Here is a 15,174-nt window from a genome sequence, read left to right on the forward strand (position 1 = left end):
GGACATCTATCTACCTCGTTCAACTATGTTTTATTTCGTTTTGTTAATGATTGCTTCAGCGACATTTCCAGGAATTTCACTGTACTTCGCAAACTCCATTGAGTACGTAGCACGACCTTGTGTTGCTGAGCGTAAATCTGTTGCGTAACCGAACATTTCTGCCAACGGCACTTCTGCCTTTATAATTTTTCCACTTGGCGCATCATCCATCCCATTCACCAAGCCGCGACGGCGATTCAAATCACCCATCACATCTCCCATGTAATCTTCAGGAGTTACAACTTCAATCTTCATAATCGGCTCTAGAAGCGAAGGTGACGCTTCAAGCGCACCGTTTCTGAAAGCCATTGATCCGGCAACTTTAAAAGCCATTTCATTTGAATCGACATCATGGTAAGAACCGTCAAACAAAGTTACTTTGACATCTTCCACAGGGTAGCCGGCTATTACACCATTTTTCATCTGCTCTTGTATACCTTTATCTACAGATGAAATGTATTCTTTTGGAACTGTTCCACCGATCGTGGCATTTTCAAAGGCATATCCACTTCCAGCAGGCATTGGTTCCAGACGTAACCAGACGTGTCCATATTGACCACGGCCGCCACTTTGGCGCACAAACTTACCTTCAGATTCAACTTTTTTACGGATAGTTTCTCTGTAAGCAACTTGTGGGGCACCTACATTGGCATCAACGCCGAACTCACGTTTCATGCGATCGATAATAATATCGAGATGTAATTCCCCCATGCCGGCAATAATTGTTTGCGCTGACTCTTCATCAGTACGAACACGGAATGATGGATCTTCTTTGGCAAGCTTACCTAATGCAATACCCATTTTCTCTTGATCAGCCTGCGTTCTTGGTTCTATGGCAACTGAAATAACGGGCTCAGGAAAATCCATACGCTCTAAAGTGATTACATGGTCGGGATGGCACAACGTTTCGCCTGTTGTGGTATCTTTAAGGCCAATCGCTGCAGCAATATCACCCGCAAATACTTCGGTGATTTCTTCTCTACTGTTAGCATGCATCTGCACTAAACGACCGATACGTTCTTTTTTGCCTTTAATAGGATTAAAGACAGCATCTCCTGACTTTAATACGCCGGAATAAACACGGAAGAAAGTTAAAGTACCTACAAATGGATCAGTTGCAATTTTAAATGCTAACGCAGCAAACGGCTCTTTATCATCAGCTTGACGTGTACCGTACTCTTCGTTATCAACGTCAATAAGGCCTTTGATTGCTGGCACTTCTGTAGGTGATGGCAGATATTCTACAACGGCATCTAATACAGCTTGAACACCTTTATTTTTAAAGGCCGAACCACAGAATGCAGGAACCACTTCATTGGCTAATGTTTGTAACCGGATACCGGTTTTAATTTGTTCATCAGTAAGCTCACCTGTTTCGAGATACTGATTCATTAATTCTTCATTAGCTTCTGCTGCTGCTTCCACTAATTGTTCACGATAATCTTTACATTCAGCAAGCATCTCAACTGGAATATCACGAGCATCATAAGTGACACCCATATCATCTTGATTCCAATAAATCGCTTGCATTCTGACCAAATCAACGACGCCTTCAAAGCGTTCTTCAGCGCCAATTGGTAATTGCATTACAACTGGTCTGGAACCTAAACGTTTTTGGATTTGTTCAACTACACGGAGAAAATCAGCACCCTGTCGATCCATTTTATTTACAAATGCAAGACGTGGTACGTGATATTTATTTGCCTGGCGCCAAACTGTTTCGGACTGAGGCTCTACGCCACCTACTGCACAGAAAACAGCAACGGCACCATCAAGCACACGCAGAGAACGTTCGACTTCAATTGTGAAATCAACGTGACCTGGAGTATCAATGATGTTAATTCGGTGTTGCGGGAATTGTTGATCCATACCGGCCCAGAAGCAGGTTGTAGCAGCAGAGGTAATGGTAATTCCTCGCTCTTGCTCCTGTTCCATCCAGTCCATAGTAGCTGCACCATCGTGAACCTCACCAATTTTATGTGAGATGCCGGTATAAAACAGCACGCGCTCAGTCGTCGTGGTTTTACCCGCGTCGATATGTGCCATGATGCCAATATTCCGGTATCTATTAATAGGTGTACTACGTGCCACTATAGCTACTCTTTACGATCAACAATGTTAAAGAACAAAAACCTTGCCTGAGTCTAGTCAGGCAAGGGTATAACTTAAAATCTAAAGTGCGAGAACGCTTTGTTAGCTTCAGCCATACGATGCGTATCTTCTTTCTTCTTAACTGCGGTACCTTTGCCTTCATAGGCATCAGATAACTCACCAGCAAGTCGCATACCCATTGATTTCTCACCACGTTTGCGGGCAGCTTCAACTAACCAGCGCATAGCTAAAGCCACACGTCGTTCTGCACGAACTTCTACAGGAACCTGATAGGTTGCACCACCAACACGACGAGATTTAACCTCAACCATTGGACTGATATTTTCAATTGCTTTCTGAAAAATCTCCAGACCATTTCCGCCCTTGTTTTCAGAAACTGAAGCCAGAGCGCCATAGGTGATTTTTTCAGCAACAGACTTTTTACCATCTTTCATGATGACGTTGATAAATTTCGCCAATCCAATATTTGCATATTTTGGATCTGGTAAAACTTCACGCTTAGCAACAACTCTTCTTCTTGGCATTTCTATATCCTAAATCTTTAATTAACGCTCAGTGCTTTCCAAGGATTAACCTTTAGGACGTTTTGCACCGTATTTTGAGCGGCCTTGACGACGCGCAGAAACACCAGAGGTATCCAGAGCACCACGGACTGTGTGATAACGCACACCAGGCAAATCTTTTACACGACCACCGCGAATCAATACAACGCTATGCTCTTGCAGATTATGACCTTCACCACCAATATAGGAAGTCACTTCAAAACCATTTGTTAAACGTACACGAGCTACTTTACGCATCGCAGAGTTTGGTTTCTTAGGTGTTGTCGTATAAACACGTGTACAAACACCACGACGCTGAGGGCATGCCTGCAGAGCTGGTACATTATTCTTTTTCTTCTGTTTAACTCTTGGTTTGCGAACCAACTGATTAATTGTTGCCATTAATACAACCTTAACAAATATCTATTGATGGTAGCCTGCGATACTAATTCTTCTCGCATTACCATTCTATTAAAAGCGGGCATCCAGATAAGGATGCCCGACAAAGAAGAGGAATTTTACAACGCAACAAAGCATTGCGTCAAGGCTTCTTTTAAGAAGCTTCGTTGATTTCTTCCTCACTATTTTCAATCACTTCCGCTACAGGTTCAACTGCGGCAGGTTTACCACCCTGGCGGCGACGCTGACGTTCTTTATGGTATGCCAAACCTGTACCAGCCGGAATCAGTCGACCGACAATTACGTTCTCTTTCAGACCACGTAAACTATCACTCTTACCGGTTACAGCAGCATCGGTCAGAACCCGTGTGGTTTCCTGGAACGACGCAGCAGAAATAAACGAGTCAGTTGCTAATGAAGCTTTAGTAATACCCAGCAGCATAGGCGTAAACAACACACCCATCTTATTCTGACCAACTAACTCATCATTTGCATCCAATACACGATCAAATTCTACTTGCTCACCTTTAAGGAACTTACTGTCACCAACGGCATCGATTTCAACTTTACGCAACATCTGTCTAACAATTACTTCGATGTGCTTATCGTTAATCTTAACGCCCTGTAAACGGTAAACTTCCTGAACTTCGCTCACCATATAGTTTGCTAAAGCCAGAATACCTTTTAAGCGCAAGATATCATGTGGATCTTCCGGTCCATCAACAATCATTTCACCTTTTTCAATATGCTCACCTTCGAACACAGATACATGACGCCATTTAGGAATCAGCTCTTCATGCGGCTCACCTTCTTTAGGTGTAATGATTAAACGTTGTTTACCTTTGGTTTCTTTACCAAAGCTTATGGTACCGCTGATTTCAGCCATCAATGCTGGATCTTTCGGCTTACGTGCTTCAAACAAGTCGGCAACCCGTGGCAGACCACCTGTGATGTCACGCGTTTTACTGCTTTCCTGTGGAATACGTGCCAGGATGTCACCAATTTCCACTTCCATACCATCTGTAACACGAACAATCGCACCACCTGGTAAGAAGTATTCTGCTGGAATATTGGTACCCACAATATTAACGTCATTACCATGGTCATCAATCAACTTAACCATTGGGCGCATATCTTTGGCTGCACTACTACGTTGTTTTGGTTCACGAATAATCAAGCTGGTCAGACCAGTGACTTCGTCAACTTGTTTATCAACAGTAACACCTTCAACCAAATCACTTAGTCGGATATGACCCTTAACTTCGGTTACAACTGGATGGGTATGCGGATCCCACGTTGCTACAATTTGACCTGCATCTACTGCATCATCATCGGCTACCGCGATTTCAGCACCATAAGGAATCTTGTAACGCTCACGTTCACGGCCATTTTCATCGATCAAATGCAACTCACCTGAACGGGAAACCGCAATGAATTTTCCAGCCGAGTTTTCAACAGATTTAATGTTGAAGTAACGAATACGACCTTTGAATTTCAGTACAACTGAGTTATCAGCTGCGGTACGTGATGCAGCACCACCAATGTGGAAGGTACGCATGGTTAACTGAGTACCAGGCTCACCGATAGATTGTGCAGCGATAACACCAACGGCCTCACCAACGTTAATCTTATGACCACGACCCAAGTCACGACCATAACAAGATGCACAGACACCGTAGCGTGATTCACAGGTAATCGCACTGCGGACCATAACTTCGTCGATACCTTCGCGTTCCAGTTTTGTCACAGATGCTTCATCGATCATATGACCGGCACTTAATACCACATCACCGTCACTATTCAGAACATCTTCTGATACAACACGACCCAGTACACGTTCACCTAAGGCTTCAACAACATCACCGCCTTCGATAATAGGTGTCATGCTGATACCTTTAGTGGTACCACAATCATCTTCGATAACAACCAGATCTTGAGATACGTCAACCAAACGACGAGTCAGATAACCTGAGTTAGCTGTTTTCAAAGCGGTATCCGCCAAACCTTTACGAGCACCATGGGTGGAAATAAAGTACTGCAAAACGTCCAGACCTTCACGGAAGTTAGCGGTGATTGGCGTTTCGATGATAGAACCATCCGGTTTCGCCATCAAACCACGCATACCCGCTAACTGACGGATCTGAGCGGCACTACCACGAGCACCAGAATCGGCCATCATATAGATGGAGTTCATCGATTGTTGTTGTACTTTATTACCTTCAGCATCAAGTACTGTGTCAGTACCCAGACCATCCATCATCGCTTTTGCGATTTGATCATTGGTACGTGACCAGATATCGATGATTTTATTGTAACGTTCACCATCGGTAACCAAACCAGAAGCATATTGTGTTGCAATTTCTTCAACTTCGGCTTCGGCTTTAGCAAGAATGCTGCCTTTAGCTTCAGGAATAACCATGTCATCAGCACATACCGAGGCACCTGACATAGTGGCTTGGGCAAAACCAAGATACATCAGCTGATCAGCAAAAATGACTGTGTCTTTCAAACCTAAACGACGGTAACAGGTATTTATCAGATCACCGATAGCTTTCTTAGTCATCGTGCGATCAACTACTGAAAATGGCAGTCCTTTTGGCACAATACTGAACAACATTGCACGACCTACTGTTGTTTCAACACGGATAGTGCGATTTTGTTCTGGCTCAGGCAACGTTACGTCTGTTTCATCAATACGAACCATTACTTTGGCATGCAAAGATACTACTTTGTTGTCATAAGCACGTCTCAGTTCTGCAATATCTGCAAACCGGCTACCTTCACCCTTTTCATTTACTAATGAACGAGTCATGTAATACAGACCCAATACAACGTCCTGTGAAGGAATAATAATTGGCTCACCGTTGGCTGGCGACAAAATATTATTTGTCGCCATCATCAAAGAACGAGCTTCAAGCTGTGCTTCTAATGATAAAGGTACGTGAACAGCCATTTGGTCACCGTCAAAGTCGGCGTTATAGGCGGCACAGACTAACGGATGCAACTGAATTGCTTTACCTTCAATCAATAATGGTTCGAAGGCCTGAATACCTAAACGATGCAGTGTAGGTGCACGGTTAAGTAATACAGGATGTTCGCGAATTACTTCTTCAAGAATATCCCAGACTTCCGGTCCTTCACGTTCTACCATTTTTTTGGCAGCTTTAATCGTAGTAGCTTGACCACTACGTTCAAGTTTGCCGTAAATAAATGGTTTAAACAGTTCCAACGCCATTTTTTTCGGCAGACCGCACTGATGCAGTTTTAAATATGGACCAACAACAATTACTGAACGGCCAGAATAATCGACACGTTTACCCAGCAAGTTTTGACGGAAACGACCCTGCTTACCCTTGATCATATCGGCCAAGGACTTCAATGGCATACGGTTGGTACCGGTAATCGCACGACCACGACGACCGTTATCCAATAATGCGTCTACAGATTCCTGCAACATCCGCTTTTCATTACGCACGATAATATCTGGTGCGTTTAAGTCGAGCAGACGTTTCAAACGGTTATTACGGTTGATTACGCGGCGATACAGATCATTCAGATCTGAAGTCGCGAAACGACCACCATCCAATGGTACCAATGGACGCAAATCTGGTGGTAATACCGGCAAGACTTCCATAACCATCCATTCTGGTTTGTTACCAGAATCCAGGAAGGCTTCCATTAATTTCAAACGTTTGGTTAATTTCTTGATCTTGGTTTCTGAATTAGTGCCTTCTATCTGGTCACGGATGACATCGACTTCTTTTGTCAGATCAATACTTCTCAGCAGTTCCTGAACGGCTTCAGCACCCATGCGTGCATCAAACTCTTCGCCATATTCTTCAACAGCTTGCATGTACATTTCATCAGAAAGTAATTGACCTCTTTCTAATGGTGTCATGCCCGGATCAACAACAATAAACGCTTCGAAATACAGCACTCGTTCAATGTCACGTAAGGTCATGTCAAGGAACAATGAAATACGTGATGGTAATGATTTCAAAAACCAGATATGTGCCACTGGGCTGGCAAGTTCGATGTGACCCATACGCTCACGACGGACTTTGGCCACAGTAACTTCAACGCCACATTTTTCACAGATTACACCGCGGTGTTTCAGGCGTTTATATTTACCACACAGACATTCATAGTCTTTTACCGGTCCAAAAATCTTGCAGCAGAACAGACCTTCGCGTTCTGGTTTAAAGGTACGGTAGTTGATGGTCTCCGGTTTTTTAACTTCACCAAATGACCAAGAACGGACCATTTTTGGCGAAGCCAGGCCGATGCGAATCGCATCGAACTCTTCCGGCTGCGTTTGTTGCTTTAACATGTTAAGCAAATCTTTCATATTTTTTCTCCGCTGTCGTTAAACGACATATGTCCTGATTATCGGGTTCGCGCTTACTCTTCGACCAGGTCGACATCAATACCTAGAGAGCGAATCTCACGTGTTAGTACTTTGAAGGATTCAGGCATGCCCGCATCCATCCGATAATCACCATCAACGATGTTTTTGTAGATCTTAGTTCGGCCGTTCACATCATCTGATTTGACTGTCAGCATTTCTTGAAGCGTATAAGCAGCACCATAAGCTTGCAGTGCCCATACCTCCATCTCACCAAAGCGCTGACCACCAAACTGAGCTTTACCACCCAGCGGTTGTTGCGTAACCAAGCTGTAAGGACCTGTTGAACGTGCATGCATCTTGTCATCAACCAAGTGATTCAGTTTCAAAATATGCATGTAACCAATAGTAACCGGACGGTGGAATGTTTCACCTGTACGGCCATCAATCAGTTTGGCCTGACCTGTTGTAGGTAAGCCAGCAAGTTCCAACATTGCTTTAATTTCGCCTTCGTCAGCACCATCAAATACTGGTGTCGCCATTGGCACACCCGCTTGCAGATTGCCAGCCAGTTCTAAGATTTCTTCATCAGTTAACGAATCCAAATCTTCTTTTTTACCACTGGTGTTATAAATTTTGCCTAAGAACTCTCTGATTTCGGCAATGCCACGTTGTTGCTGTAGCATTTCTTCAATCTTATAACCTAAGCCTTTAGCTGCCCAACCAAGGTGGACTTCCAGGATCTGACCGATATTCATCCGTGATGGAACACCAAGTGGGTTCAACACGATATCGACCGGACGGCCATCTTGGGTATAAGGCATATCTTCAACAGGAACGATGTTTGAAATAACACCTTTGTTACCGTGACGACCGGCCAATTTATCACCGGGCTGAATACGACGTTTAACTGCCAAGAAAACTTTGACCATACGTTGTACACCTGGCGCCAAATCATGGCCAGAAGTCAACTTATCTTTCTTGATTTGGAAAGCTTCATCCATATCAGTACGGTATTGCTTGATTTGGTTAGCTGTCGCTTCAAGCATGGCGTTCAACTCATCAGAAGCCATCTGAATGTCATACCACTGTGACTTCTCAAGCCCTTTCAGATACGCCTTGGTGATTTTGTCACCTTTTTTCAGGTCAGGACCTTTATCAGCTACTTTGCCAACCAGAGTTCGCTCAAGACGGGCAAACACGTCATCCACCATAATACGGTGTTGGTCTTTTAAATCGGCCCAGACTTTTTCCAGTTCAGCTTTTTCAATCTGACGGGTACGCTCATCTTTCTCAACGCCATCACGGGTGAAAACCTGAACATCGATAACCGTACCGTAGGTACCTGAAGGTACGCGTAAAGAAGAATCTTTTACATCAGCAGCTTTCTCACCAAAGATTGCTCTTAGCAATTTTTCTTCAGGAGTCAGTTGCGTTTCACCTTTAGGTGTTACTTTACCGACAAGAATATCGCCAGGCTTAACTTCAGCACCTACATAGACAATGCCTGATTCATCCAGTTTAGCCAACGCACTTTCGCTGACATTTGGAATATCACCAGTAATTTCTTCAGTACCTAACTTAGTATCACGAGCCAGACAGTTCAGTTCCTGAATGTGAATGGTTGTGAAACGATCTTCTTCAACAACACGTTCTGACAACAAGATCGAATCTTCGAAGTTGTAGCCATTCCAGGGCATAAATGCCACAAGGATATTTTGCCCCAGTGCCAGTTCGCCTTTATCCGTTGAAGGACCATCCGCTAAGACATCACCTTTAGCAACGATATCACCAGGCTTGACAATAGGACGTTGATTAATCGTTGTGCTTTGGTTTGAACGGGCGTATTTGATCAGGTTATAAATATCAACACCTGATTCATTATCTTCAGTTTCGTCATCATTTACACGAATAACAATACGGCTCGCATCAATAGAGTCAACTTCGCCGCCACGTTTAGCAGTAACCATAACACCGGAATCCTGAGCAACAACACGCTCCATACCGGTACCCACTAATGGTTTATCGGCACGTAATGTCGGCACAGCTTGACGTTGCATGTTCGAACCCATCAATGCACGGTTAGCATCATCATGTTCCAGGAATGGAATTAATGAAGCAGCAACCGATACAACCTGGCGTGGCGAAACGTCCATCAATTGCACTTGCTCTGAAGGCATTAATGAAAATTCGTTTTTATGACGACATGGAACCATATTGTCAGCAATGGAAAAATCATCGTTCAGATTGATAGTTGCCTGCGCGATGCGGTATTCACCTTCATCAATTGCAGACAGATATACAATTTCTTCAGTCGCTTTGCCATCAATAACTTTACGGTAAGGCGTTTCGATAAAACCGTATTGATTAGTTCTGGCATAACATGCCAAAGAGTTAATCAAACCGATGTTTGGACCTTCAGGTGTTTCAATTGGGCAAACACGACCGTAGTGTGTGGGGTGAACGTCACGAACTTCAAAACCTGCACGTTCACGTGTCAAACCACCTGGCCCTAACGCTGAAACACGACGTTTATGCGTTACTTCAGATAATGGATTGTTTTGATCCATAAACTGCGACAACTGGCTTGAACCAAAGAATTCTTTAATCGCTGCGGCAACCGGTTTTGCGTTGATCAGTTGCTGCGGCATCAAACCTTCAGATTCGGCAATACTCAAACGTTCACGAACGGCACGTTCAACACGAACTAAACCAACACGGAATTGATTTTCGGCCATTTCACCAACGCTACGCACACGGCGGTTACCAAGGTGATCAATATCATCGACCACACCAAAACCGTTACGAATACCAATCAGCTCTTTCAGAACAGCTACGATATCTTCTTTAGATAGAATACCTTCGCCATCCAGCTCTTCGCGACCTAAACGACGGTTGAATTTCATCCGACCAACATTCGACAGATCATAACGATCTTGACTGAAAAACAGGCTGGTAAATAAGTTTTGAGCAGCATCTTCTGTTGGTGGTTCACCAGGACGCATCATCCGGTAAATTTCAACTTTAGCTTCTAACGCACTGCGAGTTTCGTCCAAACGTAAGGTATCTGACATGTATGGACCATGGTCCAAATCGTTAGCAAAAATTGTATCGATAACGTTAATACCAAAGCGCTCTAAGCTCTCTAATAAATCGCTGGTTATTTCATCATTGGCATTGGCTAACAACTCGCCCGTGGCAGGATCAATAACATCTTTAGCGATTACTTTACCTACCAAATAGTTGGTTGGTACTGCCAAAGTCGTCATTGCCGCTTTTTCCATTTGACGAATATGACGACCAGTAATTTGACGTTCAGCTTCAACAATTACTTCACCATCTGGATTAAGAATTTCAAATGGCACAGATTGACCACGTAAACGTTGTGGCTCCAGAGCTAATTCAAATCCATCACCTTTACGGGTGAAAGTATCGTTTTCAAAGAAAATTTCCAGGATTTCCTGGTTACTGTAATCCAATGCTCGTAACAGGATTGAAGCCGGCAATTTGCGACGACGGTCAATACGCACGAATACAGCATCTTTAGGATCAAATTCAAAATCCAACCATGAACCACGATATGGAATAACTCGAGCGTTATAAAGGATCTTACCTGATGAGTGTGTTTTTCCTTTATCGCTATCGAAAAACACACCTGGGGAGCGGTGTAACTGAGAAACGATTACTCGCTCTGTTCCGTTAATAACGAAGTTACCTTTCTCCGTCATTAATGGGATTTCACCCATATAAACTTCCTGCTCTTTTATGTCTTTAACGACTTTTGATTTTGCAGGGGCGTCTTTATCATAGATAACCAGACGCATTTTTACTCTAAGAGGCGCAGCATAGGTCACACCACGTAGTTGACATTCCTTGACGTCAAAAGCTGGTGTTCCGAGACGATAGCTAACATATTGCAGCTCAGCCATACCAGTGTGACTTTTAATCGGAAACACTGATTCGAATGCCGCATGCAAGCCCATTGCATTGCGTTCATCAGCAGGGACGGCCATTTGCAGGAAATCCTGATAGGAATTGACCTGAGTTGCCAGTAAATTTGGAACGGTCAAGACACTTGGTCGCTTGCCAAAATCTTTACGAATCCGTTTTTTCTCGGTAAACGTATAAGCCATGTATTACACCTCGAAGAAACACCTGATTTCTTTTAACGGAAATGCAGGTAGGGTCATATATTGTAGGTGGCCGAATGTCGATCGGCCTGCAACGGAAAAAGGCCGGTGACTAAAGTCACCAGCCATTTTCTTTTTCGTGGCAGTAAACTGACCACGATTGTAGGTGTGCTTACTTAAGTTCAGCAGTCGCACCAGCTTCTTGCAATTGTTTCAGAACGTCTTCAGCTTCTGCTTTTTCTACGCCTTCTTTAACAGTTGCTGGAACGCCTTCTACCATGTCTTTAGCTTCTTTCAAGCCCAGACCAGTCAGACCACGTACAACTTTGATTACGCCAACTTTGTTTTCGCCAAAGCTAGTCATAACAACGTTGAATTCAGTTTGTTCTTCAGCGGCAGCAGCGGCTGGAGCAGCGGCAGCAGCAGCGGCAACAGGAGCAGCAGCAGTTACGCCGAATTTTTCTTCCATTGCTTCGATCAAATCTACGATCTCAACAACTGTCATATTGGAAATCGCTTCCAAGATATCGTCTTTAGATACAGCCATGATATTTTCCTATTTCAAGCTTACAGAATTAAATAAAAGTTACTTATCCAAAATGGATTAAGCAGCTTGTTTTGCGTCGCGAACGGCCGCAAAAGTGCGAACCATTTTGCTGGTAGGCGCTTGCAAAGTACGAACAAATTTTTCGATTGGAGCTTTAAGCGTACCCATGAACATGCTAATAGCTTGATCTTTGGTAGGCATTTTCGCCAAACGGTCTAAATCAGAAGCAGGCAACAGCTTGCCACCTAATGAAACCATTTTGACTTCGAGTTTTTTGTTGTCTTTAGCAAAATCAGCCATGACACGTGCAACGGCACCTGGATCTTCCATAGAAAATCCGAATACCAAAGGTCCAGTCATTCCTTCCTGCATGCAGGCGAAATCAGTACCTTCAACAGCACGACGAGCTAATGTATTACGCACAACACGCAAATAAACATTTTGCTCACGCGCTGCAACTCGCAACGCTGTCATTTCTGAAACAGTCAAACCACGATATTCTGCTGCAACAGCAGAAAACGCAGATGATGCAATTTCAGCGACCTCAGCAACGACGGCCTTTTTACCTTCGAGATTTAAAGCCACCTAAGACCTCCTTAGGTTCACTACTCATAATCAAGTAGCGTGTGTTGCTAACAAAAGAAGTGTTGCCACTTCCACCTTCACGGCATTCAACCTCAGAATTTCTGTAGCTGAACCCGTCTGCGCAGGCAGACTTACGTCTATTAAATTTTCATGCCTGCGGTCTTAGACGACCCAGTGACTAGCACTGGGCGGTCCAAATTTTTTCTCAGCTTAAGCTAAGAATGATTTATCAACTGGAACACCGGCACCCATTGTGCTGGAAACACTAATGCGTTTAATGTAAATGCCTTTAGCAGAGCTTGGTTTCAGTTTATTCAAATCGTCTAACAACGCTAAAAGGTTTTGACGCAAAGCTTCTACTTCAAAGCTAGCGTTACCAATTGCGCAATGAATGATGCCGGCTTTATCTGTACGGTAACGAACCTGACCAGACTTAGCATTTTTAACAGCTTCAGCAACGTTTGGTGTAACAGTTCCGACTTTAGGGTTTGGCATTAATCCACGAGGTCCTAATACTTGACCCAATGTACCAACGATACGCATCGCATCCGGAGAAGCGATAACAACATCAAAATCCATATTGCCGGCTTTGATTGATTCAGCCAGATCTTCGAAACCTACAATATCAGCGCCAGCTTCTTTAGCTGCATCAGCATTTGCACCTTGTGCAAACACAGCAACACGAACTGTTTTACCAGTTCCGTTTGGCAATACAGTTGAGCTACGAACGACTTGATCAGATTTACGTGGATCAACACCTAAGTTAATTGCGACATCAATAGATTCAACAAATTTAGCTGAGGCGTTATCTTTTACAAAACTTAACGCTTCATCAAGCTCAAACACTTTTCCAGCAGTCAGCTTCTCGCGAATAGCGCGACTTCTTTTTCCAAGAGCAGCCATTATTCAACCCCTTCTGTATTCAAACCCATGCTGCGTGCAGTACCAGCAATCGTTCTTACTGCAGCGTCTAAGTCTGCAGCAGAAAGATCCGGCATTTTTGTATTGGCAATTTCTTCCAATTGAGCGCGAGTAACAGTACCGACTTTATCGGTATTTGGGCGAGCACTACCACTTTTCAAGCCAGCTGCTTTTTTCAGCAATACTGCGGCCGGAGGCGTTTTAGTGATAAAAGTAAAGCTTTTATCGTTGTACACAGAAATCACAACTGGTGTAGGCAAGCCTGGTTCCAGATTTTGTGTTTTTGCGTTAAACGCTTTACAGAATTCCATGATGTTCACACCGTGCTGACCTAATGCAGGACCAACAGGAGGACTTGGGTTTGCCTGACCAGCTGCAACTTGCAGCTTGATGTAGGCCGTTATTTTCTTAGCCATCTTTAACTCCTAAACGGGTACAAACGCCTTGCGGCTCCCCAACAACATTCCAGTATTAACTGGGCTTCTTTTTTGCCTAGCCTTTGGCGACTTGGCTAAATTCAAGTTCAACTGGTGTAGAACGACCAAAAATAACCACTTCCACGCGCAGCTTACTTTTCTCGTAATTGACTTCTTCGACAACGCCGGTGAAATCATTAAAAGGACCGTCAGTAACGCGAACCACTTCACCGGGTTCGAAAAGTACTTTCGGCCGTGGACTTTCAACGCCTTCCTGAACACGTTGCAGAATTTGCTCTGCTTCTTTATCCGTAATTGGCGCAGGACGATCTCCAGTACCACCAATAAATCGTAAAACCCGTGGCAGATCATTTACCACATGCCAGGTTTCATCATCCATTTCCATATTGACAAGCACATAGCCAGGAAAAAACTTGCGTTCGCTACGGCGTTTTTGACCTTCACGCATTTCCACAACTTCTTCTGTAGGAACGAGAATGTCACCAAACTTTTCTTCAAGACCCATTCGGGCAACACGTTCTTCTAACGAACGTTTTACTTGTGCTTCATAGCCGGAATAGGCTTGTATTACGTACCAGCGTTTACTCATTTCACATCCAGCTTTATAAGGTCAGTGCGCGAACGGCCCAGCCTAAAAGTGAGTCATAGGCCCACAACATAATGGCAACAACAATGACCATAACAATTACAACCAGGGTCGTTTGTAAAGTTTCCTGCCGAGTTGGCCAGACAACTTTTCTCACTTCTACCTGAGTATCACCGATGTATGATAACACTGATGCACCCACAGTTGCTCGGGACACAATGAATAAGGAAAGTGCGGCCACCGCAAGGAGACCAAGCACACGCAGCAATGTTGAATACTCTGAGTAGGTATAAAACAAAGCAATCGCAGCGACCATTAAGGCGGCTGCGACTATCAATTTGAGTTTATCTGCCATTGTTTTTGTTATTAATCCATCTTGATGAAAACAAAAATGGCAGGCCAGGAGGGAATCGAACCCCCAACCTACGGTTTTGGAGACCGTCGCTCTGCCAATTGAGCTACTGGCCTAACATATGCTCCCATTCGGTTGAGCACCCATGTGCTCAACCATAAGCATTACATACTATTCGA

General features: G+C 43.9%; 11 protein-coding genes and 1 tRNA gene. All 12 read right to left on the reverse strand.

Annotation, left to right across the window (positions count from 1 at the left end; genetic code table 11):
- Positions 1–30: 30 nt before the first annotated feature.
- The 12 genes from fusA to A9E74_RS12135 all read right to left on the reverse strand — a co-directional run bounded on the left by fusA (position 31) and on the right by A9E74_RS12135 (position 15,111).
- Entirely contained in the window at positions 31–2,130 is a 2,100-nt protein-coding gene (gene fusA, locus A9E74_RS12080; protein WP_084003080.1) for an elongation factor G, read from the reverse strand.
- Between the two features lie 74 nt (positions 2,131–2,204).
- Positions 2,205–2,675 carry a 30S ribosomal protein S7 gene (rpsG, locus tag A9E74_RS12085; RefSeq protein ID WP_014707497.1) on the reverse strand — a complete coding sequence of 157 codons (471 nt, stop codon included), beginning with the start codon at positions 2,673–2,675 and terminating at the stop codon, positions 2,205–2,207.
- A 45-nt stretch (positions 2,676–2,720) separates the two neighbouring features.
- Positions 2,721–3,095, reverse strand: a complete 375-nt coding sequence (gene rpsL / locus A9E74_RS12090; RefSeq protein ID WP_069296874.1) for a 30S ribosomal protein S12 — start codon at positions 3,093–3,095, stop codon at positions 2,721–2,723.
- Positions 3,096–3,246: 151 nt separating this feature from the next.
- Positions 3,247–7,440: a DNA-directed RNA polymerase subunit beta' gene (rpoC, locus tag A9E74_RS12095; protein WP_069296875.1), complete on the reverse strand. Its 4,194-nt coding sequence runs from the start codon at positions 7,438–7,440 to the stop codon at positions 3,247–3,249.
- Positions 7,441–7,493: 53 nt separating this feature from the next.
- On the reverse strand, positions 7,494–11,570 hold the full coding sequence (gene rpoB / locus A9E74_RS12100) for a DNA-directed RNA polymerase subunit beta (RefSeq protein WP_069296876.1): 4,077 nt from the start codon (positions 11,568–11,570) through the stop codon (positions 7,494–7,496).
- A gap of 169 nt (positions 11,571–11,739) precedes the next feature.
- Complete coding sequence (gene rplL, locus A9E74_RS12105) at positions 11,740–12,114, reverse strand: 50S ribosomal protein L7/L12 (RefSeq protein ID WP_069296877.1); 375 nt, start codon at positions 12,112–12,114, stop codon at positions 11,740–11,742.
- Positions 12,115–12,171: 57 nt separating this feature from the next.
- Complete coding sequence (gene rplJ / locus A9E74_RS12110; RefSeq protein WP_069296878.1) at positions 12,172–12,699, reverse strand: 50S ribosomal protein L10; 528 nt, start codon at positions 12,697–12,699, stop codon at positions 12,172–12,174.
- A 210-nt stretch (positions 12,700–12,909) separates the two neighbouring features.
- Entirely contained in the window at positions 12,910–13,602 is a 693-nt protein-coding gene (rplA, locus tag A9E74_RS12115; RefSeq protein WP_069296879.1) for a 50S ribosomal protein L1, read from the reverse strand.
- On the reverse strand, positions 13,602–14,036 hold the full coding sequence (rplK, locus tag A9E74_RS12120) for a 50S ribosomal protein L11 (RefSeq protein WP_069296880.1): 435 nt from the start codon (positions 14,034–14,036) through the stop codon (positions 13,602–13,604). The genes rplA and rplK overlap by 1 nt, the downstream gene beginning before the upstream one ends.
- Positions 14,037–14,112: 76 nt before the next feature.
- Positions 14,113–14,646 (reverse strand): transcription termination/antitermination protein NusG, encoded by a 534-nt coding sequence (gene nusG / locus A9E74_RS12125; protein ID WP_069296881.1) that lies wholly within the window; start codon positions 14,644–14,646, stop codon positions 14,113–14,115.
- Positions 14,647–14,659: 13 nt separating this feature from the next.
- A complete protein-coding gene (gene secE, locus A9E74_RS12130) occupies positions 14,660–14,998 on the reverse strand; it encodes a preprotein translocase subunit SecE (RefSeq protein WP_069296882.1) in 339 nt (112 codons plus the stop codon).
- 37 nt (positions 14,999–15,035) lie between these two features.
- Positions 15,036–15,111: transfer RNA gene (locus A9E74_RS12135), tRNA-Trp, on the reverse strand.
- Between the last annotated feature and the right edge of the window lie 63 nt (positions 15,112–15,174).

The organism is Methylophaga muralis (assembly GCF_001720165.1).
Taxonomy (GTDB): Bacteria; Pseudomonadota; Gammaproteobacteria; order Nitrosococcales; family Methylophagaceae; genus Methylophaga; species Methylophaga muralis.